The 24,410-nt window shown below is 71.0% G+C and carries 22 protein-coding genes and 1 pseudogene; 2 read left to right on the top strand and 21 right to left on the bottom strand.

All coding sequences use genetic code 11. The features are described from left to right. Window positions 1-17: 17 nt before the first annotated feature. The 6 genes from OG329_RS06155 to ggt form a co-directional block, all read right to left on the bottom strand. Window positions 18-1,304: an aspartate aminotransferase family protein gene (locus OG329_RS06155; RefSeq protein WP_405801675.1), complete on the bottom strand. Its 1,287-nt coding sequence runs from the start codon at window positions 1,302-1,304 to the stop codon at window positions 18-20. A gap of 56 nt (window positions 1,305-1,360) precedes the next feature. Next, a complete protein-coding gene (locus tag OG329_RS06160; RefSeq protein ID WP_405793302.1) occupies window positions 1,361-2,203 on the bottom strand; it encodes a nitrilase-related carbon-nitrogen hydrolase in 843 nt (280 codons plus the stop codon). A 247-nt stretch (window positions 2,204-2,450) separates the two neighbouring features. Further along, window positions 2,451-4,058 (bottom strand): hypothetical protein, encoded by a 1,608-nt coding sequence (locus OG329_RS06165; protein ID WP_405793303.1) that lies wholly within the window; start codon window positions 4,056-4,058, stop codon window positions 2,451-2,453. A gap of 225 nt (window positions 4,059-4,283) precedes the next feature. Continuing rightward, a complete protein-coding gene (locus OG329_RS06170) occupies window positions 4,284-4,664 on the bottom strand; it encodes a PPOX class F420-dependent oxidoreductase (protein ID WP_405793304.1) in 381 nt (126 codons plus the stop codon). 85 nt (window positions 4,665-4,749) lie between these two features. After that, window positions 4,750-5,001, bottom strand: coding sequence for a helix-turn-helix domain-containing protein (locus OG329_RS06175; RefSeq protein ID WP_405793305.1), 252 nt, complete (start codon window positions 4,999-5,001; stop codon window positions 4,750-4,752). Between the two features lie 21 nt (window positions 5,002-5,022). Continuing rightward, window positions 5,023-6,894: a gamma-glutamyltransferase gene (ggt, locus tag OG329_RS06180; protein ID WP_405801676.1), complete on the bottom strand. Its 1,872-nt coding sequence runs from the start codon at window positions 6,892-6,894 to the stop codon at window positions 5,023-5,025. A gap of 137 nt (window positions 6,895-7,031) precedes the next feature. On the opposite strand from ggt, the gene OG329_RS06185 reads away from it, so the two are divergent. Then, complete coding sequence (locus OG329_RS06185; RefSeq protein ID WP_405793306.1) at window positions 7,032-7,775, top strand: hypothetical protein; 744 nt, start codon at window positions 7,032-7,034, stop codon at window positions 7,773-7,775. Between the two features lie 646 nt (window positions 7,776-8,421). Here the strand turns inward: OG329_RS06185 and OG329_RS06190 are convergent. From OG329_RS06190 to OG329_RS06240, 11 genes and pseudogenes are all read right to left on the bottom strand, one after another. Next, the gene (locus OG329_RS06190; RefSeq protein ID WP_405793307.1) at window positions 8,422-8,862 is read right to left on the bottom strand and encodes a DUF6278 family protein; all 441 of its coding nucleotides are present in this window, start codon (window positions 8,860-8,862) and stop codon (window positions 8,422-8,424) included. 109 nt (window positions 8,863-8,971) lie between these two features. Then, on the bottom strand, window positions 8,972-9,751 hold the full coding sequence (locus OG329_RS06195) for an exodeoxyribonuclease III (protein ID WP_405793308.1): 780 nt from the start codon (window positions 9,749-9,751) through the stop codon (window positions 8,972-8,974). Between the two features lie 60 nt (window positions 9,752-9,811). Continuing rightward, a complete protein-coding gene (locus tag OG329_RS06200) occupies window positions 9,812-10,444 on the bottom strand; it encodes an MBL fold metallo-hydrolase (protein ID WP_405793309.1) in 633 nt (210 codons plus the stop codon). Window positions 10,445-10,559: 115 nt separating this feature from the next. Next, a complete protein-coding gene (locus OG329_RS06205; RefSeq protein WP_405793310.1) occupies window positions 10,560-11,879 on the bottom strand; it encodes an alpha/beta fold hydrolase in 1,320 nt (439 codons plus the stop codon). Between the two features lie 139 nt (window positions 11,880-12,018). Beyond that, complete coding sequence (locus OG329_RS06210; RefSeq protein WP_405793311.1) at window positions 12,019-12,594, bottom strand: hypothetical protein; 576 nt, start codon at window positions 12,592-12,594, stop codon at window positions 12,019-12,021. A gap of 197 nt (window positions 12,595-12,791) precedes the next feature. Next, window positions 12,792-13,943, bottom strand: a pseudogene (locus OG329_RS06215) (ROK family glucokinase); the annotation flags it as partial. 214 nt (window positions 13,944-14,157) lie between these two features. Next, window positions 14,158-15,093, bottom strand: a complete 936-nt coding sequence (locus OG329_RS06220; protein WP_405793312.1) for an ATP-binding cassette domain-containing protein — start codon at window positions 15,091-15,093, stop codon at window positions 14,158-14,160. Further along, window positions 15,090-16,187, bottom strand: a complete 1,098-nt coding sequence (locus OG329_RS06225) for an ABC transporter permease (RefSeq protein WP_405793313.1) — start codon at window positions 16,185-16,187, stop codon at window positions 15,090-15,092. The genes OG329_RS06220 and OG329_RS06225 overlap by 4 nt, the downstream gene beginning before the upstream one ends. Further along, the gene (locus OG329_RS06230) at window positions 16,184-17,200 is read right to left on the bottom strand and encodes a sugar ABC transporter substrate-binding protein (RefSeq protein ID WP_405793314.1); all 1,017 of its coding nucleotides are present in this window, start codon (window positions 17,198-17,200) and stop codon (window positions 16,184-16,186) included. The genes OG329_RS06225 and OG329_RS06230 overlap by 4 nt, the downstream gene beginning before the upstream one ends. A gap of 145 nt (window positions 17,201-17,345) precedes the next feature. Next, window positions 17,346-18,356: a sugar ABC transporter substrate-binding protein gene (locus OG329_RS06235; RefSeq protein ID WP_405793315.1), complete on the bottom strand. Its 1,011-nt coding sequence runs from the start codon at window positions 18,354-18,356 to the stop codon at window positions 17,346-17,348. 121 nt (window positions 18,357-18,477) lie between these two features. Beyond that, on the bottom strand, window positions 18,478-19,266 hold the full coding sequence (locus OG329_RS06240; protein ID WP_405793316.1) for a GntR family transcriptional regulator: 789 nt from the start codon (window positions 19,264-19,266) through the stop codon (window positions 18,478-18,480). 183 nt (window positions 19,267-19,449) lie between these two features. Between OG329_RS06240 and OG329_RS06245 the strand changes: the two genes are divergently transcribed. Continuing rightward, window positions 19,450-20,454: a Gfo/Idh/MocA family oxidoreductase gene (locus OG329_RS06245; RefSeq protein WP_405793317.1), complete on the top strand. Its 1,005-nt coding sequence runs from the start codon at window positions 19,450-19,452 to the stop codon at window positions 20,452-20,454. Window positions 20,455-20,531: 77 nt separating this feature from the next. Here the strand turns inward: OG329_RS06245 and OG329_RS06250 are convergent, their stop codons facing one another. From OG329_RS06250 to OG329_RS06265, 4 genes are read right to left on the bottom strand one after another with little or no spacing between them, the layout of a single operon-like run. Further along, window positions 20,532-20,954: a PaaI family thioesterase gene (locus OG329_RS06250; protein WP_405793318.1), complete on the bottom strand. Its 423-nt coding sequence runs from the start codon at window positions 20,952-20,954 to the stop codon at window positions 20,532-20,534. A 45-nt stretch (window positions 20,955-20,999) separates the two neighbouring features. Further along, complete coding sequence (locus OG329_RS06255) at window positions 21,000-22,211, bottom strand: cytochrome P450 (protein ID WP_405793319.1); 1,212 nt, start codon at window positions 22,209-22,211, stop codon at window positions 21,000-21,002. A gap of 58 nt (window positions 22,212-22,269) precedes the next feature. After that, window positions 22,270-22,944 (bottom strand): response regulator, encoded by a 675-nt coding sequence (locus tag OG329_RS06260; RefSeq protein ID WP_405793320.1) that lies wholly within the window; start codon window positions 22,942-22,944, stop codon window positions 22,270-22,272. Further along, window positions 22,941-24,164 (bottom strand): sensor histidine kinase, encoded by a 1,224-nt coding sequence (locus tag OG329_RS06265; protein WP_405793321.1) that lies wholly within the window; start codon window positions 24,162-24,164, stop codon window positions 22,941-22,943. The genes OG329_RS06260 and OG329_RS06265 overlap by 4 nt, the downstream gene beginning before the upstream one ends. Window positions 24,165-24,410 lie beyond the last annotated feature (246 nt).

The following is a 24,410-nucleotide window of genomic DNA, read 5'->3' on the forward strand; positions in this document are numbered from 1 at the left end:
GATCGGAGATCGGCGAACTAGACGCTGTCCAGGGCTCGTTCAAGGATCGCCGCGCCCTCTTCGGCCTCCGTGACCGTGAGGGACAGCGGCGGGGCGATACGCAGCACGCTGGTGTCGTGGCCGCCGCCCTTGCCGATCAGCAGACCGCCTTCGCGTGCCGCCTCGGTCACCGCCGCGGCGGCCTCCGGGTTCGCCTCGTCGGTGCCGGGCTTCACGAGTTCGATGCCGATCATCAGGCCGCGTCCGCGCACCTCCCGTACGACGGGGACGCCGGCCCCCGCCGCGCGCAGCCGCTCGATCAGCAGCCCGCCGACGCGACGCGCGTTGCCGGGGAGGTCGTGCTCCAGGAGGTACGCGAGGTTGGCGACGCCCGCCGCCATCGTGACCGGGCTGCCGCCGAAGGTCGAAATGGAGTTGGTGTCCAGGCAGTTCATGATCTCGGCGCGGGCGACGACACCGCCGATGGACATGCCGTTGCCGATGCCCTTGGCGAAGGTGAGGATGTCCGGCGGGCCGTTCTCGGCGTGCGCCTGCCAGCCCCAGAAGTGGTCGCCGGTACGGCCCCAGCCGGTCTGCACCTCGTCGCTGATCCACAGGATGCCGTGCCGGTCGAGCACTTCGCGGAACGCGGCGTACAGCCCGTCCGGCGGCGAGGTGAACCCGCCGACGCCCTGGATCGGTTCGGCGATCAGCGCGGCGGGCGCGCGGGTGTGTCCGAGCAGGTCCTCCAGGTCGGCGACGCACGCGGCGATGAACCGCGCGTCGGACAGATGCGCGTACGGGCCCCGGGTGCGCACCCCGCCGTGCACGTAGAGCGTCTGGAGCGGCGACAGGCTCGTCGGGGACCAGCCGCTGTTGCCGGTGATGGACACGGCGGAGAAGGAGCGGCCGTGGTAGCTGTTGCGCATCGCCAGGATCTGGTTGGAGCGGCGGTAGGCGGTCGCGAGCAGCAGGGCCGTGTCGTTGGCCTCGGTGCCGGAGGTGGTGACGAAGACGCGCGCGTCCGGGATGCCGGAGAGGGCGGCGACGCGTTCGGCGAACTCCACCATCGGGCGGTTGAGGTAGAGCGTGGACGAGTGGATGATCCGCCCGGCCTGCTCGCTCACCGCCTTGGTGACCTCGGGGAGGGCGTGGGCGGTCATGGTGGTGAGGATGCCGCCGAAGAAGTCGAGGTAGCGGTTGCCTTCGGCGTCCCAGACGTGGCGGCCCTCGCCGTGGGTGAGTTCGATGGGCCGCCGGTAGTAGAGGGCCAGCCAGTCGGGCAGGACGGCGCGGTGCCGGCCGTGCAGGTCGGTGGCGGGCAGGCTGATCGGGGCGTCGTGGGAGGGGCCGGCGGCGGACGGGCTCGTGGGCGCTTCGGTCACGGCCGCACCAGCCCCTCGTACGCGTCCGGGCGCCGGTCGCGGTAGAACGCCCACTGCTGGCGCACCTCTTCGATGACCCCGAAGTCCAGGTCCCTGACGACCAGTTCCTCCGCCTTGTCGCTCGCGGTGTCGCCGACCATCTGGCCGCGCGGGTCCACGAAGTACGACGTGCCGTAGAAGTCGTTGTCGCCGTACTCCTCCTGGCCGACGCGGTTGATCGCGGCGATGAAGTACTCGTTGGCGACGGCGGCGGCGGGCTGCTCCAACTGCCACAGATAGCTGGAGAGTCCGCGTGAGGTGGCCGAGGGGTTGTAGACCAGTTCGGCGCCGTTCAGGCCGAGTTGGCGCCAGCCCTCCGGGAAGTGCCGGTCGTAGCAGATGTAGACGCCGATCTTGCCGACGGCGGTGTCGAAGACGGGCCAGCCCGCGTTGCCCGGCTTGAAGTAGTACTTCTCCCAGAAGCCCTTGACCTGCGGGATGTGGTGCTTGCGGTACTTGCCGAGATACGAGCCGTCCGCGTCGATCACGGCCGCGGTGTTGTAGTAGAAGCCCGACTGCTCGACCTCGAAGACCGGCACGACGACGACCATGCCGGTCTCGCGCGCGAGCTCCCGCATCCGGGTCACGGTCGGCCCGTCCGGGACCGCCTCGGCCCAGCGGTAGTGCTCGGGCTCCTGCACCTGGCAGAAGTAGGGGGCGTTGAACACCTCCTGGAAACCGATGACCTTGGCGCCTTGCCGGGCCGCCTCGCGGGCGTGCTCCTCATGCTTGACGATCATGGATTCGGTGTCGCCGGTCCAGGTCGCCTGGACGAGTGCGGCGCGTACGACTCTGGCCACGGGCTGCTCCTTCGGCGGAAGGTCGAGCGTCTGCTGAGCTGTTCGCCCAGCTTCTCGCTGAGCGTGTTGCGGGTGTGCTGCTGCGCGTTCTCCGATTGCGATCCGAGCGCGTTTCCGGGTGCGTTCCGAGCGCTTTCTACGCCCGTAGATACGGTGCGTAGGAGGAGAACCTAAGCCCGCCGTCCCGACGGGGCAAGACCATCGCGGTTAAGCCGCTGAGTCGATCATGATTCGCAACCCGCCCGGGTCAGGCGCCGCCCAGCCCCGCGCCGCGCAGCGCACGGGCGAGATCGCGCTCGTGTCCGGTGGAGACGCCTCGCGCCGCTTCCAGCAGCCACGGGACCAGGCGCGGCGGGTCCACGGCGGCTATGCGCGCGGTGTCGTCGGGCGTACGGGCCCGGACGAAGGCGCCGAGCAGCGCCTGGACCTCCTGGGTGCGCCCCGCGTCGCCGAGGGCGACGACCGCGTGGCCGATGTCCTCGGCGGGCCGGGAGACGCCCTGCCGCAGCAGCACACCGCAGTCGGCGTCGCGGCCGGCCGTGGCGAGCGCGGTCGCCGCCGCCGCGAGCCGGTCGGGCGGCAGGGACGAGACCTCCCACAGCACCGAGGCCCAGTCGGCGCCCAGTTCGGCACGGTGCAGTTCGGCCGCGAGGAAGGGCAGTTGCTCGGCGGGTCTGGCCGCCGCCTCGCAGAGCGCCACGTGAGCCTCACCGCTGCGGCCGGCCGCCCGGAGCCGTACGAGCACGGCCACCGTGTCCAGGGCGGCGCGGCGCGCCTCGGCCTGCTGCCGGGTCAGCCCGCTGTCGGGGCCGTCGGTACGGCCGCGCTCGGAGCCGGGCGAGCCGCCGAAGCGGGCGCCGCGGGGCGGTGCGGTGGCGGCGGGCGGTGTGAGGGACGCGTCCGCCGCGTCGGCCCCTTCGGTGAAGGCGAAGCGCGCGCCTCGCTGTTTGCGCTGTTTACGGCGCTGGCCGGGCACCTGCGCCATCTCCTGCGAGTCCTCGGGGCCGGCGGTGGGGTGCGAGCCGGTGTCCCCCGGGTCGCCCGTGGCACCGGCGCCCCGGCGGCCGTCCGCGCCGCCGCTTCTCTCGCCCGTCCGGCCGGGTTCGGGGCGGAACCAGTCGTCGGGTGCGGTGGGCCGGCCGCCGTCGGGGCGGCCGAAGACCGACTGGTCGTCGGCCACGGGCTCCTCCGCCCGATACCACCCGTCGGCGGCCGTGGGTCTCGCCTCCGGGGAGCCGTACGCCGGGGCGGCGGGTGCCGCGTGCGCGGGCGAGGAGGAGCGCGGGGTGGGCGCGCTGTGCGTGCCGTGGGTGGAGTGCGTGGTGTGCGCGGACGGTGCGTTCGGCGGCCCGGCGACCGCCCCGAGCCGTTCGCGCAGTTCGGCGCAGCGGGCCGTGGCGCGCGCGTAGTCGTCGCGGACCCAGGCCAGGTCGTACTCGAGCTGATCGGCCTCGGGCGATCCCTCGCCGACCAGCCGCAGGCGGCGCATGACCTCATCCGCGCGGCTCGCCGCCGTGGCCTGTTCATGGTGCATCAGCCGCAGCCGCTCGCGCAGCGCGTCGGGGCCGCCGGGGAGCCGGTCGTGGGCGGCGGCGGACGCGGCGTGCAGCCGGCTCGCCCGCGCGGTCTCGCGGTCGACGGGCCGGTTCCCGTGGCTCGCGGCGAGGTCGTGGAGCAGCGACTCCACCACGTCCCAGGGCGGTACTTCGGCACCGTCGAGGCAGGCCCTGAGCCCTTCCGGGTCCCGCTGCCTGAAGACGGCGTACCAGCCGCCGTCCGGGTCGAGGAGCGCCGTCATCCCGCGGAAGTACCGCGCGAAAGCCCCGATCTCCGCAGGAAGTTCATGCCTCGTCATCGCTGTCTTTCCGCCCTTGCCCTGCTGCGCACTGCCGTGAGGGAACCGTCCGGCCCGCCGGCATGAAACCGCAGCCGTGTTACGTGACGGCTACGCGGGATTGTCGCGCACGGTGCGGTGCGATCACTCAAGTATGGGCTCAGCGAGTGGTCGACGTCACGTTTCCCAGATAAAAATCTGGTTAGAGGTCAACCTTGTTGAACAAGTCGGCGCGCCGACGAGGCGTCAGAAACTTACCGCGATCGCCGTATGCACACGCTTCCCACGGCGTACGAGCGCGGCCGGCTTCGCGACGAGCCAGAACTGCCAGGTGTACTTGCGCAGGAGGAGTCTGTCGACCCGGGCGGCCTGCGCGTCGTCGAGCAGCCGGGCCGTGCCCTCGGCGCTCGCCGCGCCCGGCGCGATGCGCCCGCGCGCGGTGCACGCGGTCACGACGACGCGGCTGTTGTCACGGATCCGCTTGACCTTCCAGGAGTCGCTGCGGGTCCAGATGTACAACTGGCCGTCGTCCACGGCGTGCCAGACGGGGGTGTCGACCCCGGTGCCGTCCTTGCGGTATGTGGTGAGGCTGACGTAGCGGCTGCGGCGGAGCGCGTCGAGAGTCACGCCCGCGAGACTACCCGGCAGCACGCCGCACCGATCGATACCGCTCGGTACCGCTCGGTACCGAGCGGTGGGCGAATTCGCCCGGTCAGGCGGGCAAGGGCGAGCAGGCCGTCACGATCTCGTCCATCGACAGCCCCAGCGCCCCGGCCAGCGCCGCGACCGTGAAGAAGGCGGGTGTCGGGGCGCGGCCGGTCTCGATCTTGCGCAGCGTCTCGGGCGAGAGCCCGGCGACGGCCGCGATCTCGACCATGCTGCGGGTGCCGCGCGCCTCGCGGAGCAGCAGGCCGAGCCGCTCGCCGCGCTCGCGCTCTTCTGGAGTCAGGGGGCTGCGTACCATTCCGTCATTGTAATACCGCCATCAACCGGTATAACTGTTGGAAGGCCGGCCCGCCGGGTGGACCACCATCGCGGAGCCGCCGCCCCTGCGGTCCTTCTCCGCCGCCGCCACCCAGCGGCCGTCGGGCAGCCGCTGGACGGCCGTCGCGGCGCCGATCTCGGGGTTGCGGGTGAACGTGTGCCCCAGTGCTTCGAGTTGGGCGCGCAGCGGGCTGTCGTAGAGGCCCGGCTCCAGCTCCGTGGTCGCGCCGTTGCGCTGGCTGGCGCGGGGCGCGGCGATCGCGTCGACCAGCGGCAGACCCCGGTCCAGATGGCCGGTGAGCGTCTGGAGGACGGTCGTGATGATGGTCGCGCCGCCGGGTGAGCCGAGCGCCAGGACCGGGCGGTCGCGCTCGTCCAGCACGATCGTCGGGGAGATGGACGACCTCGGCCGCTTGCCGGGGCCGGGCAGGTTCGGGTCGTGGACGGCCGGGTTCGCGGCGGCGAACGAGAAGTCCGTCAGCTCGTTGTTGAGGAGGAACCCCCGGCCGGGCACGGTGATGCCGCTGCCGCCCGTCGACTCGATGGTCAGCGTGTAGGCGACGACGTTGCCCCACTTGTCGGCGGCCGTCAGATGGGTGGTGTTCTCCCCCTCGTACGTCGTCGGCGCCGCCGTACCGCCCGTCGCGCACGGCACGGGGTTCGACGGGTCCCCGGGCGGCAGCGGGCTCTTGAGGGCCACGTCGTCCTTGATGAGGCATTCGCGCGAGTCGGCGAAGCGCTGCGACAGCAGGGCCTTGGTGGGGACGTCCTCGAAGGCGGGGTCGCCGAGCCAGCGCCCCCGGTCGGCGAACGTGATGCGGCTCGCCTCGATGAAGCGGTGCAGATACGTCGCCTGCGAGGCGCCCGCGAGGTCGGTGCGCTCCAGGATGTTCAGCGCCTCGCCGACGCTCGTACCGCCGGAGGACGACGGTGCCATGCCGTACACGTCGAGTCCTCGGTAGGAGACCTTCGTCGGCGCCTGCTTCTTCGTCCGGTACGCGGCCAGGTCGCCGGTCGTCAGATCGCCCGCCCGGACCTTGCGGGTGGCGTCCGGGTCGACGGGCGGGGTGCGCACGGTGCGCACGATGTCGCGGGCGAGGTCGCCCCGGTAGAGCGCGTCGGTGCCGCGCCGGCCCAGTTCCGCGTACGTACGGGCCAGGTCGGGGTTCTTGAACACCGAACCGGTCACGGGCAGTTGGCCGCCGGGCAGGAACAGCTCGGCGGAGGCCGGGAAGTCGGCGAACCGGGCCTGGTTCGACGCGGTCTGGGAGCGGAACGTCCCGTCGACGGTGAAGCCGTCCTTCGCCAGCTTCTCGGCGGGCTTCAGCAACTCCCGCAGCGACACGCTGCCCCAGGAGTCGAGCGCCCGCTCCCAGGTGGCCGGGGTGCCCGGCGTACCGACACCCAGTCCGCTCGTCATGCCTTCGGCGAAGGGGATCGGCTTGCCGTCCTCCTGAAAGAGGGTGGCGTCGGCGGACCGGGGCGCGGTCTCGCGGCCGTCGACGGTGTGGACGGAGCGGGACTTGGCGTCGTAGTAGACGAAGTAGCCGCCACCGCCGATACCGGCCGAGTAGGGCTCGGTGACACCGAGCGCGGCGGCGGTCGCCACCGCCGCGTCCACGGCGTTGCCGCCGCGTCTGAGCACGTCGAGGCCGGCGGCGGACGCGTCCGTGTCGACGCTCGCCACCGCCCCGCCGTGGCCGACGGCTACCGGCGATTTGACGGGTGCCTTCGGGGGAGTCTTGGCGGGCGCTTCCGTAGGAGGCGCGGCGGAGGAGGACTGCGGCGGCGCGGCGGCGCCGACCGAGAGCATGGCGGCGGCGATTGCCACGACCGAGACGTTGCGTGCGGTGCGTGCGGCGGGGCGGCGCATCTGTACCTCCGGTGTACGTCCGTCCGCGGAGCGTAACTTCACCGCCCACTCCCCGCCAGAAGCACTGGAGGCGGTGTCTTGCCCCGGAGCCCGTGCGGCATGTCCGCGGCGGCGCCGTCCCGCTAACATGCGCGCCCATGACCGACGACATACGCAACATCGTTCTCGGAGTGCTCGCCGCCGGCATCAGCGCCGCTCTCGGCTGGATGGCCCGGACCTATCTCTGGCGCCGCAAGCTGCGCAGGAAGCAGGCGTTCTTCGGGCTGCCCGGCAACTCCGAGTGCCTGCTGGTCGTCAACCGGGAGGCGGGCGGCGACGGTGCCGTCCACCGTCATGACGTCTTCGCGCTGCTGGAGCTGTCCGCGCTGATCAAGGACTGCGGCGCGCACGCGCAGATAGTCCAGCACGACTCCGCGCAGCAGGGTTTCGGGGAGCGTACGGAGTTCTGTCTGGGCGGTCCCGCCTCGAACCGCCGGATGGCGGCCCATCTGTCCTCGCTGCTGCCCGGCGTCAAGATCAACACGGATCCGGATCCGGGCCCGGACCGCGGGGCCTTCCAGATCGGCAGCGAGCGCTACCGCGCGGAGCCGGGTGTGGCGGAGTACGTCATCCTGGCACGGCTGACGGCCGGGCAGGATTCCCGGCCGGTCTTCCTCTTCTGCGGGCAGCGCGCGATCACCAACCAGGCGGCCTCGCGCTATCTGGCCAGGCACCACGCGAAGCTGGCGCGAAAGCATGGCCGCGACTCGTTCTGTCTGCTGCTGAAGGTGGTCAACTCGCAGGCGTACGGCCCCGATGTGGTCGAGCTGGTCTCGGACGTCACCAGGGCGGCTCAGGAGCCCGCTCCGGCCGTGCGCACCTCGCACCGGGCGTCGAGCTGAGGGTGGCCGCGGCGGCGCGGGAGACGAAAAAGAGCGGCACCCTCGTCGTACATGGCGACGACGCGGGCCCGCTCCATGTCGGACACGGCCCTCCCGGCGCGCAGCTGACCTTCTCCCCGGCCACGTCCGACCCATGGTGCCGGTCGGTCCTACGGCGCGAGAAGTGATCTCCGGCTGCTGCCGGAGTGTCCTCCCGCGCAAGGCGGGAGGCGGGCCGTGTCCCTAAGGGCTACCGCGCGTCGGGCGGCGGCGGGACCATCCCCACGGGTGCGGGGCACGGCGGACGCGTACGGACTCCCGGGTGGTGCCCGAGGCCGGCGCGGCATCCGTGGTCTCTGCCGTCGAGACCACCGTCGCCATGGGGATGAACGGCAAATCGTAGTCCAGATCCGGCGCGATGGGTTCGTCCGCGCACCCGAACTCCCGGACCGGGGCATCGGGTCGGCGGTGTGTGGGTCGGTCGTGGAATGAACTGCGGCTTGCGCCGTGGACTGCCCGTCGGACCGTGGTCGACGGCCATACGCTGCCCTCCCCGTTCTCGGCTCTGTCGAGGTCAGCGCAAACTATCCAGCCCGGCAAGGGACTTCACACCCGACACGCATAAATCGGGCATAAGCCGTATTAACGTCCAGGTGGCAGACCCCGGTCACGCCTCGGCCGCCTCCGCGTACACCTGCGACAGTTCGGGCGCGCCGCTGACGGCCCAGTCGAGACCCGCCTCCACGACCTGGATCTCCCGGCCGGAGACGAGCCGCACGACGGGGTGACCGCCGGGCCAGATGTGCCAGGTCGCCCCTTCGACCGTACGCACGATGACCGTACCGAGATAGAGCCCCGCGTCGTTGCCGAGCCAGGGCAGCTCCTCCGGGTCGTCGCGCCAGTGCGGCGGCAGTTGGTCCAGAGCCTCCAACGAGGCCGGGGAATCGTCCAGTTCGAGACCGGACTGCCCTGCCCTCACCCGCAGCAGCTCGCACTCGGACAGCAGCTCGGCCACGCCTTCCGCGTCACTCCCGACGACGGATGCCGACGCCGCCCCCTCATCAGCGCCGTTCCGTTTGCGCCAGTTGTCCAAGAAAGGGATGTTCATACACTCAGCCTGCCATTTCCCCGTACCCGCGCACCTCAGGGCACGCGGGCGGTATCAGAGGCAGAATGCCCGGGGCCAGACCCGACGATGCCGGCCCGGCCTCCGAACATCAGAGGTCGAGATCGACGACGACCGGGGCGTGGTCCGAAGCACCCTTGCCCTTACGCTCCTCACGGTCGACATAACTGTCTTTGACGGCAGCGGTGAAGGGCCCGTTGCCGTAGACGAGGTCGATCCGCATACCCCGGTTCTTCGGGAACCGGAGCTCGCGGTAGTCCCAGAAAGTGTACGGCTGGTCGTACTTGAGCGGTCGCGGCATCACGTCGGACAGACCGCCCTCACGCAGAGCGGCCAGAGCGGCACGCTCGGCGGGGGTGACATGGGTGGCGCCCTCGAACAGCGCCGGGTCCCACACGTCCTGGTCGGTCGGCGCGACGTTGAAGTCGCCGAGCACGGCGAACGGCCCGTCCCCCGCGCTGTCCTCGGCCACCGCCGCGCGCAGCGCATCGAGCCAGCGCAGCTTGTACGCGTAGTGATCGTGCCCGACCTCGCGGCCGTTGGGCACATAGACCGACCAGATCCGCACGCCGCCGCAGGTCGCGGAGATCGCGCGGGGCTCCTCCACGCCCTCGTACTCCGGGCCGCCGGGCAGGCCCTTGACGACGGCGTCGAGACCGACGCGCGAGATCAGCGCCACCCCGTTCCACCTGCCCGTGGCGTTGACCGCGGACTCGTAACCCAGCTCGCGCAGGGCGTCGGAGGGGAACTGCTCCAGGGTGCTCTTGGTCTCCTGGACGCACAGCACGTCCGTGCCGGTGCTCTCCAGCCAGGCCAGCAGACGCGGCAGCCGGGCAGTGATCGAATTGACATTCCAGGTGGCGATGCGCATGGACGACAGCCTATCGGCGAGGTCTGACAGTCGGCGTCGCGACAGCCACCGGGCCGGTGCTCACAGGTCGGTGGCCTCGCCGGGGGCCAGCCTGGCGTGGCCTGAGCCGCCGAGGCGCCCGACATGGCCGTCGTACAGAGGCAGCGCGAGATCGGTGAGCAGCGCGTCGTGGATGTCGAAGGTGCGGCGCGGCTTGACCTCCCGTACGTAGTCGATCACTTCGGAGATCTTGTTCCAGGGCGCGTGCACCGGGAGCATCAGCGTCTCGACGGGGCGGTCGGGGACGGTGAACGCGTCGCCGGGATGGAACAGTGAACCGTCCACCAGATAGCCGACGTTGGTGACCCGCGGCAGGTCGGGGTGGATCACGGCGTGGAGTTCGCCGTGCACCTGTACGTCGAAGCCCGCGGCGGCGAACGTGTCGCCGTGCCCCACGGTGTGCACGCGCCCCGGAAAGGCCGCCGACAGTTGCTCGGCGACACTGCGCAGGGTCCAGATCTCGGTGGCCGGGTCCGCCTCCAGGGCGGCCCGCAGCCTGCCTTCCTCGAAGTGGTCGGGGTGCTCGTGGGTGATGAGGACGGCCTCGGCGCCGAGCGCCGCGTCCTGCTCACTGAAGACGCCGGGGTCGACAACGAGTGTCCGCCCGTCCTTCTCCAGTCGGACGCAGGCGTGGGACTTCTTGGTGAGCTTCACCGTGACCACCTCGTGTCGCGAATTCCTGGACGGGGTTGCGTACGACCACCGGCGCCGCACCCTCCCATGGTCGACATCCGCCACCGCGACGGCAAATGCGAGGGACGGACGGACCCTAGTGGTCGGGGGTGGTCTCCTCCTGGACGACCGCGCCGACGACGCGGAACGCGGCGGTCGCCGCCGGGAAGCCGCAGTAGACGGCCGCCTGAATCAGGACTTCCTTGATCTCGGCCGGCGTCAGGCCGTTGCGCAGGGCGGCCCTGGTCTCGACGGCGAGTTCGTCGAGGTGGCCGCCCACGACGAGGGCCGTCAGCGTCACACAGCTCCGGCTGCGGCGGTCCAGCCCCTCCCTGTTCCAGACCTCGCCCCAGGCGTAGCGGGTCAGAAGCTCCTGGAAGTCGCCGGCGAAGTCGTCCGTTTCGGCCATGACCCGGTCGACATGGGCATCACCCACGACCTCCCTGCGGACCCGCATGCCCGCCTCGTACGGATCCGGGCGTACGGCGGCCACGGCCCGCGGCTGCTCGGCGGAGGTGATCTCGGCGACGGGGGTGGTCATCGGCGACAGGGTCGGCGGTCCCGCGGGCGTCCCCGGGCCCGGGTAGGTGGCCCAGTCGGGCAGCACCGTCAGACCGGTCGAGGTGTCGGAGGGGTTCTGCCAGGCGGTGGAGAAGTGGCGTACGAGCAGGTCCGTGACGGCGGCCGGCTGCTCGACGGGCGCCAGGTGCGAGGCTCCCGGCACCAGCGCGAGCCGGGCGTCCGGTATCCCGGCGACCAGCGTGCGGGCCTCGGCGGGACCGGTGACCTTGTCCTCGGCGCCCACCAGGACGAGCGTCGGCACCCCGATACGGCCCAGCTCCGCGCGTACGTCGAAGGCGGCCAGCGCCTCGCACGCGGCTATGTAGCAGCCCGGGTCGGTGGTGCGGACCATCTGGACCGCCCACTCCACGATCGCGGGCTGCGCGGCGGCGAAACCGGCCGTGAACCAGCGCTCGGGCGCCGAGCGGGCCATCGGGTCGAGACCGTTGGTACGGACGATGACGCCGCGCTGGCGGAACTCGTCCGCCGTACCGAAGCGCGGGGACGAGGCCACCAGCGCGAGCGAGGCCACCCGGTCGGGGCGGCGCAGCGCCAGCTCCGCACCGATCGCGCCGCCGATGGAGCAGCCCGCGTAGCCGAAGCGCTGCACGCCGAGCCCGTCGAGCGTGGCGAGCAGCCGGTCCGCCAGCTCGGGCACACCGGTGGCGGGGTGGGCGGGCGCGCCGCCGTGACCGGGCAGGTCGAAACGGACCACCCGCCAGTGTTTGGCCAGCTCAGGGGTCTGCCTATCCCACATATGCCAGGTCGTGCCGAGGGAGGGCCCCAGGATCAGGGCCGGTGCGTCTTCCGGTCCGTCGACGCGGTATTGCAAGGTCTTCGTGGTCGTCTCGCTCACCCGCTCACGCTCCCACATCCCCCGATCGCGCACGGGAGGGGGTCGGGGGACGCCCACCGGGTGGCGCTGATCAGGGGGTCGTCGTGGTCACGGGGTGGTCGTGGTCACGGAGTCGTCGCGGTCACTGCGTGCTCGTGGGTCACGGGGTCGTCGTGGAGACCACGTACACGCGCGGCATGGCCGGATCGCTCAGGTCGACGGTGATGTCCTGGGTGGGGCGCGGGTCCTTCTGCTTGTGCGTGGTGCCCGACCACACGCGGGTGGGGACGAAGTCCCAGCCGACGGTGCGCGAGTCGCGGGGCGCGATCGTCACCTCGCCCTCCTTGAGCGCCGAGCGGTGCGTGCCCAGCTCGGTGAGGAAGGTGTCGAGCCGGCCGGACGTCACGTTGAACTGCACATACAGACGGCTGGACTTCCAGTTGCTCGTCTCGTAGTAGCGCACGTTCGTGGCACGCCCGGGGATCGGCACCTCGAAGACCCGCTGCTTCATCCGCGACGGCACGGCGTCCGTGAGGCCGGTCGCCGAGGACTCCAGCTCCTTGTCGAGTCCGCTGCGCCTGCTCTGGCCGGCGGAGACCACGAGATAACCGGCGGGGATGCCGATGAGCAGCACGATCACTATCGCCGTCACCCACCGGCGGCGGACCATGTGGCGGTGATTCTCCGGCGGCTTCCCCATCGATTCCGGGGACTTCGACTGGTGGGGCACGGTCATGAGGGCGGTTCCTGGCTGGTGCGGGGGGCGCGGCTGGGGCTCGTACGGGGCTCTCGCGGTGCGTCCGGCGGTCCGGGTGCCTCCGGTGCCTCGCGCGCCCGCGTCCGCGGTTTCGGCTCCGCCGCCGCGGCGGCCTCCTGCCGTTCGCGCACCGCCGCGGCGCGGGACTCCTCGGCCTCGCGCAGCTCCTGCTCCTCGCGCAGGTCCTGCGGCATCCGGCCGGTGCGGATCGCCTCCGCGTACAGCTCGTACCTCTCGTACCGCTCGAGCCTGCGCCGGTTCGCCCGGCGGAAGCGGCGCGCCACGAGCCGGGAGAGGTCGGCCGCGCCGACCATGCCCGCCTCGGGGCCGAGCTGCGCCTTGGCGATACGGGCCTCCGGCCGGTAGCCGCGCCCGGTGAGCTGGCGGCGGAACGCCTCCCTGGCGGGGCCGATCAGCAGATCGTCCGCCGCGCTGACGCCGCCGCCGATGACGAAGCAGGACGGGTCGAGCGCCGCCGCGAGATTCGCGATGCCGACGCCGAGCCACTGGCCGATCTCCTGGAGCAGTTCGACGCACATCGCGTCGCCCTCGCGGGCCAGCTCGGTGATCAGCGGTCCGGTGATGTCGGGGATGTGGCCCTTGACGCGTTCGATGAGGTTGTACGCCACCGGGGAGTCGGCGGCGGCCAGCTCCCTGGCCTCCCTGACGAGCGCGTTGCCCGAGCTGTACTGCTCCCAGCAGCCGCGGTTGCCGCACGGGCAGCGGTGTCCGGCGGGCACGACCTGCATATGGCCGAACTCGCCGGCCACACCGTACTTGCCGCGCTTGACCCGGCCGTCCTCCAGTATGGCGCCGCCGATACCGGTGCCGAGCGTGATCATCACGAGATGGTCCTCGCCGCGTCCGGCGCCGAAGCGCCACTCCGCCCAGGCGGCGGTGTTCGCGTCGTTGTCGACCATCACCGGGACGGCGAGCCGGGAGGAGATCGAGTCGCGCAGGGGTTCGTCGCGCCAGGCCAGGTGCGGGGCGAAGAGGATCTTGGCGCGGTCCGCGTCCACCCACCCGGCGGCGCCGATGCCGACGGCGTGCACGTCGTGACGGTCGGAGAGGTCGAGCACCAGCTCGACGATGGTGTCCTCGACGACCCGGGGGCTCTTGGACTTGTCCGGGGTCTCGGTGCGGATCTTCTCCAGGATGTTCCCGTCCGGGTCGACAACACCGGCCATCACCTTCGTACCGCCGATGTCGATCCCCACGGTGGGCACGCGCGGCGCCGAGGCGTGCGAGCGGCGTTCGCGGGTGCCGACGGTCCGCAGGACGGTGGCGCGCGCGGAGCCGCGGTGGGTGAAGTCACGGTAGGTACTCATCGCACCGGCCCCCTCGTACGTGTCCGTCGGGTCCCGGTAGCCGGGTGGTCGGCAGCCGGGTGGTCGGCGCTGCTACCGGAACGCGGCCTGGGTGCTCGCACGTGTCGTGTCGTCCCTGCGGGTCGGGGGCTCGTCGCGCCGGGTGTCCGGGGCGGCGGCGGTGGACGGTTGTCCACCACCGCCGATTCTGCCACTCGGAGGGTGGGGAGGTCGGTCAGGGCTGCGCCTTGTCCGGGGCACCGCCGCCCGGCACCTCGCCCTTCTCGTCCCCGTCGACCGGATGCCCGCTCCCGTCCACCGGACGGCCACCGAGATGGGCCGGTGCGGGGGCGTTCGCCAGCTCGTGGCTGAGTTCTTCCAGCTCCGAACCGCCCGCCATCTGGCGTGTCAGCTCGTCCAGGGTGATCGATCCCTTGGTGTGGCTGCCCGCCATCACACCGCGCTTGAGCAGCACGAAGCGATTGCCGACGAGATACGCGTGGTGCGGGTTGTGGGTGATCAGGACCACGCCGAGACCCGCGTCGCGCGCGGCGGCCACGTACTTCAGTACGACTCCGGACTGCTTCACGCCGAGCGCGGCGGTCGGCTCGTCCAGGACGAGGACCTTCGCGCCGAAGTGGACGGCGCGGGCGATCGCCACACACTGCCGTTCGCCGCCGGACAGGGTGCCGATGGGCTGGTCGACGTCGCGCAGGTCGATGCCCATCCGCAGCAGTTCCTCGCGGGTGGTGGTGCGCATCAGTTCGACGTCGAGGCGTTTGAAGGGGCCCTTTCCCTTCGTCGGCTCGGAGCCGAGGAAAAAGTTCCGCCAGACGGGCATGAGCGGTACGACGGCGAGGTCCTGGTAGACGGTGGCGATACCGAGGTCCAGCGCCTCGCGCGGCGAGCCGAGCGTCGTCTTCTCGCCGTCGATGAGGAAATCGCCCGCGTCGTGCCGGTGCAGGCCCGCGACGATCTTGATGAGGGTGGACTTGCCCGCACCGTTGTCGCCCAGGACGCAGGTGATTTCGCCCGCGTGCACCTCCAGCGAGACGCCTTCGAGGGCACGGATGTTGCCGTAGTACTTACTGACGTCGTCCAGTTCCACCAGAGGTGTCGTGGTCACCGTGCCGCCGCTGTTCGTGCCGGGCGTGCTGGGCGTGCCTGTCATCGGGTTGCCTCCGCTCGCTTGCGGACCCATGCGTTGAGCAGGGTGGCCAGAAGGAGCATCGCTCCGAGGAAGAACTTGAACCAGTCCGGGTTCCACTCCGCGTACACGATGCCCTTGCTGGTCATGCCGAAGATGAAGGCACCGACCGCGGAGCCGATCGCCGAGCCGTAACCGCCGGTGATCAGACAGCCGCCGATGACCGCGGCGATGATGTAGATCAGCTCGTTGCCGACGCCCTCGCCGGACTGGACGACGTCGAACGAGAAGAGCAGATGCTGGCCGGAGACCCAGGCGCAGAAGCCGACGCCCATGTACAGGCCGATCTTCGTCAGCCGCACCGGGACACCCACGGCGCGGGCGGCCTCGGCGTTGCCGCCGACCGCGAAGATCCAGTTGCCGAAGCGGGTACGGAGCAGGATCCAGGTCGCCAGCGCGACCAGGCCCGCCCACCACAGGATCGTGACCTTCAACTCGACGCTGCCGAGGGTCAGTTCGGAGGCGAAGACCTTACGGGCCGATTCGAAGCCCTGCATGTCGCTGATGCCCTTGGTGGAGACCTTGCCGCTGATCAGCTTCGTCAGACCGAGATTGAGACCGGTGAGCATCAGGAACGTGCCGAGCGTGATGATGAAGCTCGGCAGTTTCGTCCGCGTCAGCATGAAGCCGTTGAACATCCCGATGGCCAGGGTGACCAGCAGGGACACGAACACACCGACCCAGATGTTCGCCGTCATCTGGTAGCTGAACATCGAGGAGATCAGCGCCGAGCTGGTCACCAGCACACCGGCGGACAGGTCGAACTCGCCGCCGATCATCAGCAGTGCCACCGGCACCGCCATGATGCCGATGGTCGACGCCGCGTACAGGACGGTGCCGAAGCTGGACATCTTGAGGAACGAGTCGGCGACGACCGAGAAGAAGAGGAAGACGGCCAAGGCGCCGACGACTGCGCCCAGTTCGGGCCTGCCGAGCAGTCTGCGCAGCGCCGAGTCACCGAGCAGCCGCTCGTCCTTGGCCGGGCCGCCGCCCCTGCCCCCGCCCCCGTCCCCACCGTCGTCCGGCCGGTCCTTCACCGGTGGTGCGGTTGTGGTCATCGGGTCCCCCGCTCCGCGTATTTCTCCAGCTCGGCCGCGTCCTGCTTGTTGATGATCTGCGGTCCGGTGAGGACCGGCAGCCCGCCGCCGAGCGCGTTGGCGTTGTACCGGTGGAGCCAGAGCAGATCGACCGCCTCGTATCCCTGGAGATAGGGCTGCTGATCGACGGCGAAGCCGAGCCGGCCCGCCTTGAGCGAGCCCGCGACCGCCTCGTTGAGGTCGAACGTGTCGATCTCGGCGTCGCTGCCGGCCGTCTCCTTCGCCTTGACGGCGGTGTCCGCGAAGGGCGCGCCGAGCGTCACGACCGCGTCGATGCCCTTGTCGCTCTGGAGCTTCGCCTCGATGGACGCCTGGACGTCGGGCATGTTGGTGCCGTCGACGTACAGATTCTCCATCGTGCCGTCGAAGGTCTTCTTCGCCCCCGCGCAGCGCTGCTCGTGGCCCACGTTGCCCTGCTCGTGCAGAACGCACAGGGCCTTCTTCCTGCCTCGCTTGTCCAGTTCGTCGCCCACGGCCTCACCGGCGATGGACTCGTCCTGGCCGATATGGGTGAGCGCGCCGAACTCCTTCGACTCCTCGGAGCCGGAGTTGACGGTGATCACCGGGATGCCCGCCTCGGTGGCCTTGGCGACGACGTCTTTCATCGCTTCGGGCTTGGCGAGGGTGACGATCAGCCCGTCGACACCCTTGTCGATGTACGACTGGACGAGCTGCGCCTGCTGCTGGCCCTCGTCGCTCTTCGCGTACAGAAAGTTGATGTTGTCCTTGGCCGCGGCCTCCTCGGAACCCTCCTGGACGATGTCCCAGAAGGTGTCGCCGTCTCCCGAGTGGGTGACCATCGCGAAGGTCCACTTCGGTGTGGTCACCGCGGCCTGCCCCCGCGCCTCGGCCGCCGCGGCCCGCTCCTCGGCGCGCTTGCCGCCGGTGCTGCTGCATCCGGCCAGGGACGCCGCCCCGAGAACCACCGCCAGCACCGCGCCGGTAGCGCGTACCCCTGTCCGAACTCTTGCCACGACGCCGTGCCCCTCTTGCCGTACTTCCCGGTACCGCCGGGCGGGGTGTGTCCCGGTCCGGCGGCCCAAGTATCGGTCATGGCTGTTCGGGGCCCGGTCGGCGGGTACGGGCACGTGCATGTCATCGGGAGATGACGGCCGCCTGTCATCGGGTGCCGCGCGCGGTGAACTTCTCCAGCGCGGGGACGTCCTTCTCTGTCACGAGGGCCGGTCCGGTCAGTACGGGCTTTCCGCCGCCGACGACATTGCCGTTGTTCTTGTTGAGCCACAGCTCGTCGACCGCGAGGTAGCCCTGGAGATAGGGCTGCTGGTCCACGGCGAAGCCGATCTCCTTGGCCTTGAGCTGTTTGACCACGTCCTCGTTGAGGTCGAAGGTGTTGATCTCGGCGCTGGAGCCCGCGCTCTCCTTGGCCTTCACGGACGCGGCGGCGAAGGGCGCGCCGAGCGTCACGACCGTGTCGATGTCCTTGGCGCTCTGGAGTTTGGCCTCGATGGACGACGTCGACGCGGGCATGTTGGTGCCCTCGATGTTCAGATTCTCGACGGTGCCCTCGAAGGTCTTCTTCACACCGGCGCAGCGGCCTTCGAGCGAGACGTTGCCCTGCTCGTGGATGACGCAGAGCGCCTTCTTCTTGCCGCGCTTGTTCAGCTCCTCGCCGACCGCCTCACCGGCGATGGCCTCGTCCTGGCCGATATGGCTCAGGGCCCCGAACGGCTCGGAGAACTCGGCGCCGGAGTTGATCGTGACGACGGGGATTCCGGCGGCCGTGGCCTTGGCCAGGACGTCCTTGACCGCCTCGGGCTTGGCGAGGCTGACGACGAGTCCGTCGACGTCCTGGTCGATATAGCTCTGGATCAACTGCGCCTGCTCCTTGCCCTCCTTGTTGGCCGCGTAGAGGAACTGGACGTTGTCCTTTTCTGCCGCGACCTTGGCGCCGCTCTGGACGATGTCCCAGAAGGTGTCGCCCTCGCCGGAGTGCGTGACCATGGCGATCTTCATGCGCGGGGTCTTGGCCGCCGTACCGCTCCCGCCGTCATCGGCCTTGTCCTCGGAGTCCTTGCCGCCGGAGCCACTGCATCCCGCGACGAGGGCGAGCGCGCATGCGGTGAGCAGCGCCGCCGCCGTGCGGCCCGCCGCCTTTCGGTTGGTACGCATGGTGGTTCCGCCTTCTCTCCCGGCCGCCCCGTTGCGGCTGGAGGTGTTCTAACGGCGGTCGCGCGGCCCCGTCAATAGTTTGTCCGAACATTCTTACGACGAACGGGGCGGCCCTATGGTCCTACGGCCGGACGAGGAGCTGGAACTCGAAGACGTAGCGCGAGGCCCGGTAGATGTGCGCGCCGAACTCGACGGCGCGGCCCGTGTCGTCGAACGTCGTGCGCTCCATCGTGAGCAGCGGCCCGCCCGTCGCCTCGTCGAGCTGCCGCGCCTCCTCGGCGTCGGCGGCGCGCGCGCCGACCGACTGGCGCGCGCTGTGCAGCGTGATGCCGACGGCGCGCATCATCCGGTAGAGGCCGGTGGATTCGAGCCGGGCGGTGTCGCAGTCGAGGAGTTCGACCGGCAGATGGTTACGCAGCCGGGCCATCGGTTCGTCGTGGGCGTACCGGAGCCGTTCGATGAGCCGTACGTCCGCCCCTTCCGCGACGCCGAGCGCGGCGGCGACCCGGGCGGTGGCCGGTTCGACGGTGTTGCGCAGGACGCGGGTGGCGGGGCGCTGGCCGGCCGCCTCCAGATCGTCGTAGAGGCTGCTCAGCTCCAGCGGACGTCTGACCTGGCTGTGCAGGACCTGGGTGCCGACGCCCCTGCGGCGTACCAGCAGGCCCTTGTCCACGAGTGTCTGGATGGCCTGGCGGACGGTGGGCCGGGAGAGTCCGAGCCGGCCGGCCAGCTCGATCTCGTTGCCGAGGAGGCTGCCGGGCGCGAGTCCGCCCTGTTCGATGGCCGCCTCGAGCTGCTGCGACAACTGGAAGTAGAGCGGGACCGGGCTGGTGCGGTCGACACCGAGCTGGAGCGCGGCGGCCCGGGGGGCCGACCCGCTCGGCTGCTCTGGTTCCGGCTGCTTGGGCACGGGGGGAGCGTAGCCCCGTGAGATGTTGACGGAAAGTCCCGTCGTTCGGTTGTCAGGACAACCGAAGCGCACGGTCGGAGACCGACGCCTTCCGGACAGAGATCATCGCAAAGATCATCAACGGGTCCAAATGTCAGGACAAACGCTTGACACGATGACAGCGCGAAGGCCACCTTGGGGGCCATGCGCATCGGACTCATCGGCACAGGCCGGATCGGCACCTTCCACGCGGAGGCGCTGAGCCGCCATCGCGAGGTCGGCTCCCTGGTCGTCGCCGACACGGACGCGGCTCGCGCCGCACAGGTCGCCGACCGTACGGGCTCGACGGCGGCCCCCTCGGTGGACGAGGTCTTCTCCTGGGGCGTGGACGCCGTCGTCATCGCCTCGGCCACCTCCGCCCACGCCGATCTGATCGGCCGCGCCGCGCGGGCGGGGCTGCCCGCCTTCTGCGAGAAGCCGATCGCGCTGGACCTCAAGGGCACGCTGAGCGCGCTGGACGAGGTCGACACCGCCGGCACCGTCCTCCAACTGGGCTTCATGCGCCGCTTCGACGCCGGTTACGGCGCGGCCCGCGATCTCGTACGATCCGGCGCGCTGGGCCGGCTGCACACCGTCCGGGCCATCACCTCCGACCCGGCGCCGCCGGCCGCGGAGTATCTGCCGCTGTCCGGCGGGCTCTACCGGGACTGTCTGGTCCATGACTTCGACATCATGCGCTGGGTCACCGGGCGCGAGGTGGTTGAGGTGTACGCGACCGGTTCGGACGCCGGTCCCCCGATGTTCCGCGCGGCCGGGGACATCGACACGGCCGCCGCCGTCCTCACCCTGGACGACGGGACGCTCGCCACCGCCACGGCCACCCGCTGCAACGGCGCGGGGTACGACGTACGGATGGAACTGGCGGGCGAACTCGACCAGTTCGCGGTCGGCCTGGACGACCGTACGCCGATCACCTCGACCGAACCGAAGGGTCCGCCGCGCTGCGACAACCCGTGGCCGGGCTTCCTGGAGCGGTTCGCCCCGGCGTACGAGGCGGAGCTGGACGCGTTCATCCGTGTCGTGGGCGGCGAGCTGGAGAATCCGTGCGACGGCCACGAGGCGCTGCACGCGCTGCGGATCGCCGAGGCGTGCGAGCTGTCCCGGCGCGAACACCGCCCGGTGCGGCTGGACGAGATCCCGGGCGGCTGAACCCGTCCGGCGGTCGAGCACGTCCGGCGGTTGAGCACGTCCGGCGGTTGAGCACGTCCGGCGGTTGATCACGAACCTCAGGCCGGCTTCTGTACCGGCAGTACCGTGCCCTGCGCCACCGCGCACAGGGTCCGCGCCCCGTCCTGCGCGACCGTGAACAGATCGCAGCGCACCGTCGCCTGCCGCCGGCCCGCGTGGACGACGGACGCGCGGGCGAGAAGTGTGCGGCCGGTGCCGGGGCGCATGTACTGGATGGAGAAGCCCGCCGTCAGCACGGCGGGACCGAGCACCGAACCCGCCGCGAACGTGATGCTGTTGTCGGCCGCGTACGCCAGCACGCCGCCGTGCAGATAGCCGTTCTGCTGCTGAAGGTCCTCGCGGATGTCCAGCTCCAGCTCCGCCTCGCCGTCACCGAAGACCATCACCCGGGTACCGAGCAGGCGGCTGAAAGGCTGCCCGTCCAGCACCTTCCGCGCCAGGACAATGTCGAACTCCTGCATGGTCAGACTCCTCCGAACGTACCCGCGCGGCACCCCGCGCCCTGCCTACCACCGCACCGGCAGACCCCGCACCCCACGGATCAGCATTCCGGGCAGCCAGTCCAGCGGCCCCGTGTCCGGGTCGAGGGTCAGATCGGGGCAGCGTTCGAGGAGGGTACGGACCGCGATCCGGGCCTCCAGGCGCGCGAGCGGCGCGCCGAGGCAGTGGTGGATGCCGTGCCCGAAGGCGAGATGTCCGTGGTTGCGGCCCTTGGCACCGGTCGCCGTGGCCGTCGCCGTACGCCGGATGTCGAAGCGGTCCGGCTCCGGGTAGCGCGCGGGGTCGCGGCCCGCCGCGCCGAGGCCGACCAGCACCGTCTGCCATGCCGGGATGACCGTGTCGCCGACGGTCACGGGCTCGCCGGTGAAGCGGACGGTGCCGTTCATGACCGGTCCCTCGTAGCGCAGCATCTCTTCGATCGCGCCGTCGAGTAGCCCGAAGTCGTCGCGCAGGGCGGCCAGTTGGTCGGGGTGGCCGAGCAGGGCGCGTACGCCGTTGGTGATGAGATTGACCGTCGTCTCATGACCGGCGATCAGCAACAGGTAGGCCATGGCGCGCAGTTCGGGGGCGGAGAGCCGGTCGCCGTCCTCGGCGCGGGTGCGCAGCAGGGCGGAGAGCAGGTCGTCGGAGGGGCCCGCGCAGCGCTTGTCCTCGATCAACTCGTCGAAGTAGGCGCCGAGTTCGTGGACGGCTGTGTACTCGCCCGCCGACTCGGCGGGGGCGACGATCTCCGTCGACCAGGTGCGGAAGACCGCGCGGTCGGCGGCGGGCACACCGAGCAGTTCGCAGATGACGGTGATGGGCAGGGGATACGACAGCGACTCGACCAGGTCGCCTTCGCCGGCCGGGAGCATGGCGTCGATCAGCTCGTCGGTGAGGCGCTGGATCCGCTCGCGTAATCCGGCGACCCTGCGGGCGGTGAACTCGCGGGCGACGAGCTTGCGCAGCCGGGTGTGGTCCGGCGGGTCGACCACCAGCAGATTCGGTCCGATGACCCGTTCGTCCAGCATGCTGCCGCCCACCGTGGCCGGTGACTTGGCGAGCCGGTGGTCGGCCAGCGCGGCGCGCGCCTCCCGGTGCCCGACGATCAGCCAGAGCCGGTCGCCCTGTGGCGTACGAACCTCATGAACCGGCCCCGACTCGCGCAGTTTCGCGAGATACGGGTACGGATCCGCGGTGAAGTCGGGCCCGTACGCGCCCAGATCGACAACAGTCATCACGTCAGGTTACGTCGCTCCGGCGTACGCCGCCGAATCCGCGGCATGGCGTGACCTATCAGTCGCTGTCCGTCACCAGTTCCGCGTCGTGCACCAACAGGGCGATCTGTACACGGTTGTTGAGGCCGAGCTTGGCCAGGATGCGGGACACGTGCGCCTTGACCGTGGGGACGCTCATGAACAGTTCCGCCGCGATCTGCGCGTTGGAGCTGCCGCGCCCCACGGCGAGCGCCACCTCCCGCTCGCGCTCCGCGAGCCGGGTCAGCCGGTCGGTCGCCGTGTCCTTGCGTACGCCCGTGGGCGCCCCCGCGACATGGTGCATCAACTGGCGGGTGACCGCCGGGGAGAGCACGGGCTCGCCCGCCGCCACCTGCCGTACCGCCGCGACGATCTCGGCCGGCGGTGTGTCCTTCAGGACGAATCCGGCGGCGCCCGCGCGCAGCGCCCGCAGCACCTGCTCGTCGGCGTGGAACGTGGTCAGGACGATGACTTCGGGCGCGCCCGCGCGCGCCCGCAGTCGCTCGGTGGCGGTGAGACCGTCCATGACGGGCATCCGGATGTCCATGAGCACGACGTCGGGCGTGCGTTCACGCACGAGCGCGTCGACCTCGGAGCCGTCGGACGCCTCCCCCACGATCTCGACGCCGTCCGCGCCGCCCAGCATGAAGGTGAGTCCCGCGCGTACGAGGGGGTCGTCGTCGACGATGAGCAGCCGGATGATCGATGTCGTCATGCGGACCACGGTAGCCAGGCCCGGAGGGCGAATCCGCCGTCGTGGGTCGGACCGTGCTCGAACCGGCCGCCGGCCAGGGTGGCGCGTTCGGTCAGTCCGATCAGTCCCTGGCCGGATCCCGGCACATGCGGGACCGGTCCGAGGGGCGCCTCGTTGCGTACCTCGACGGTGAGCCCGTCCCCCGGGCCGCCGCTCACCAGGACGGTCGTGCCGGTGCCGGGCGCGTGCTTACGGGCGTTGGTCAGGCCCTCCTGCGCGATGCGGTAGGCGGTACGGCCGGTGGTGGACGGTACGGCCGCCGGGTCGTCGACGCCGCTGTCGAGCGTGACCTTCATCCCGGCGTCACGGGACTCGGCGACCAGGGCCTCCAGGGTGACGAGCGTGGGCTGCGGACGCTCGCCGTCGTCGCCGGGCGCGCGCAGCACGCCGATGATCATGCGCAGGTCCTGAAGCGCCTCGTGCGAGCTGTCACGGATCACACCCGCCGCCCTGGCCACCTCGGCGGGCGGCGCGTCGGGCCTGAACTCCAGAGCGCCCGCGTGGACGCTGAGCAGCGTCAGCCGGTGGGCCAGCACGTCGTGCATCTCGCGGGCGATGGCCTCGCGGGCGAGGCGCTGCGCCTGCTCGGCCCGTAGCGCCGCCTCGTTCTCCGCCCGGACGGCGCGCTCGCGCAGCGCCACGACCAACTGGCGGCGCGAGCGTACGAGCATGCCCCAGGCGAGTACGAGCAGCATGAGCAGCACGCCGAGGATGATCGCTATCAGATGGGACGTGGTCGGGTCCGGGCGCAGATACGCCTGGCCGATCACGCTCGCCAGACCCAGGGCGGCGACGAGGGCCACGGGCTTGAACGGCCGGTGGATGGCCAGGCTGAAGACGGCCACCAGGGCGGCGCCGCCCGCCGTCGGCGACACGACCTGCACCAGGCAGAGGCCGACGGCCAGAGCGACCGGCCGCCGCCGCCGTACCCAGAGCGTGCCGCAGGCCGCCAGGCCGATCAGAATGTCGGCCAGAAGAAGGGTGTCGCTGTTGCCGGCCTGGTCGGCCGCGTCCAGGGCGACCATGCCGATGAAGACGGCGAAGACGAAGGCGGTCAGGTCCACGACCCAGTCACGCACGGTACGCCGGGGCCGTCGCCCGCCCCGTTTCCCGGCGGGCCCGGGGTCGGCGGGTGCCGCCATGGCCGAAGGCAGCAGCCAGGGGTATTCCGTACGCGTCATACGACCAATCTATGCAGGTGGGAAACCGAACGCCGCCTGGTGCGAGGAGACCGCTACCAAAGTCACGGGGCGATCGACCTAGGGCGGTAGGTGCAGCCCGTCCGGCGATTGAGGACAAGCCCGGCCCCCGCACCGGGCCGTCGTCGTCCGATTCCCGCCGGTGGCGCGGGTGCGCGGCCGGTTTGATCGAGGTCATCGGCAGCACCCACCCATCGCCCGCCGTCGCGGGCGATCGACCGAAGGACG

It is taken from the genome of Streptomyces sp. NBC_01506, from assembly GCF_045040295.1.
Lineage (GTDB): Bacteria > Actinomycetota > Actinomycetes > Streptomycetales > Streptomycetaceae > Streptomyces.

Bases quoted from the DNA above. Each gene is read 5' to 3' on its own strand.
- OG329_RS06165 (WP_405793303.1), bottom strand. From the start codon at position 4,058: ATGACGAGGCATGAACTTCCTGCGGAGATCGGGGCTTTCGCGCGGTAC.
- OG329_RS06175 (WP_405793305.1), bottom strand. From the start codon at position 5,001: ATGGTACGCAGCCCCCTGACTCCAGAAGAGCGCGAGCGCGGCGAGCGG.
- ggt (WP_405801676.1), bottom strand. From the start codon at position 6,894: ATGCGCCGCCCCGCCGCACGCACCGCACGCAACGTCTCGGTCGTGGCA.
- OG329_RS06185 (WP_405793306.1), top strand. From the start codon at position 7,032: ATGACCGACGACATACGCAACATCGTTCTCGGAGTGCTCGCCGCCGGC.
- OG329_RS06190 (WP_405793307.1), bottom strand. From the start codon at position 8,862: ATGAACATCCCTTTCTTGGACAACTGGCGCAAACGGAACGGCGCTGAT.
- OG329_RS06195 (WP_405793308.1), bottom strand. From the start codon at position 9,751: ATGCGCATCGCCACCTGGAATGTCAATTCGATCACTGCCCGGCTGCCG.
- OG329_RS06210 (WP_405793311.1), bottom strand. From the start codon at position 12,594: ATGACCGTGCCCCACCAGTCGAAGTCCCCGGAATCGATGGGGAAGCCG.
- OG329_RS06220 (WP_405793312.1), bottom strand. From the start codon at position 15,093: ATGACAGGCACGCCCAGCACGCCCGGCACGAACAGCGGCGGCACGGTG.
- OG329_RS06225 (WP_405793313.1), bottom strand. From the start codon at position 16,187: ATGACCACAACCGCACCACCGGTGAAGGACCGGCCGGACGACGGTGGG.
- OG329_RS06235 (WP_405793315.1), bottom strand. From the start codon at position 18,356: ATGCGTACCAACCGAAAGGCGGCGGGCCGCACGGCGGCGGCGCTGCTC.
- OG329_RS06245 (WP_405793317.1), top strand. From the start codon at position 19,450: ATGCGCATCGGACTCATCGGCACAGGCCGGATCGGCACCTTCCACGCG.
- OG329_RS06250 (WP_405793318.1), bottom strand. From the start codon at position 20,954: ATGCAGGAGTTCGACATTGTCCTGGCGCGGAAGGTGCTGGACGGGCAG.
- OG329_RS06255 (WP_405793319.1), bottom strand. From the start codon at position 22,211: ATGACTGTTGTCGATCTGGGCGCGTACGGGCCCGACTTCACCGCGGAT.
- OG329_RS06260 (WP_405793320.1), bottom strand. From the start codon at position 22,944: ATGACGACATCGATCATCCGGCTGCTCATCGTCGACGACGACCCCCTC.
- OG329_RS06265 (WP_405793321.1), bottom strand. From the start codon at position 24,164: ATGACGCGTACGGAATACCCCTGGCTGCTGCCTTCGGCCATGGCGGCA.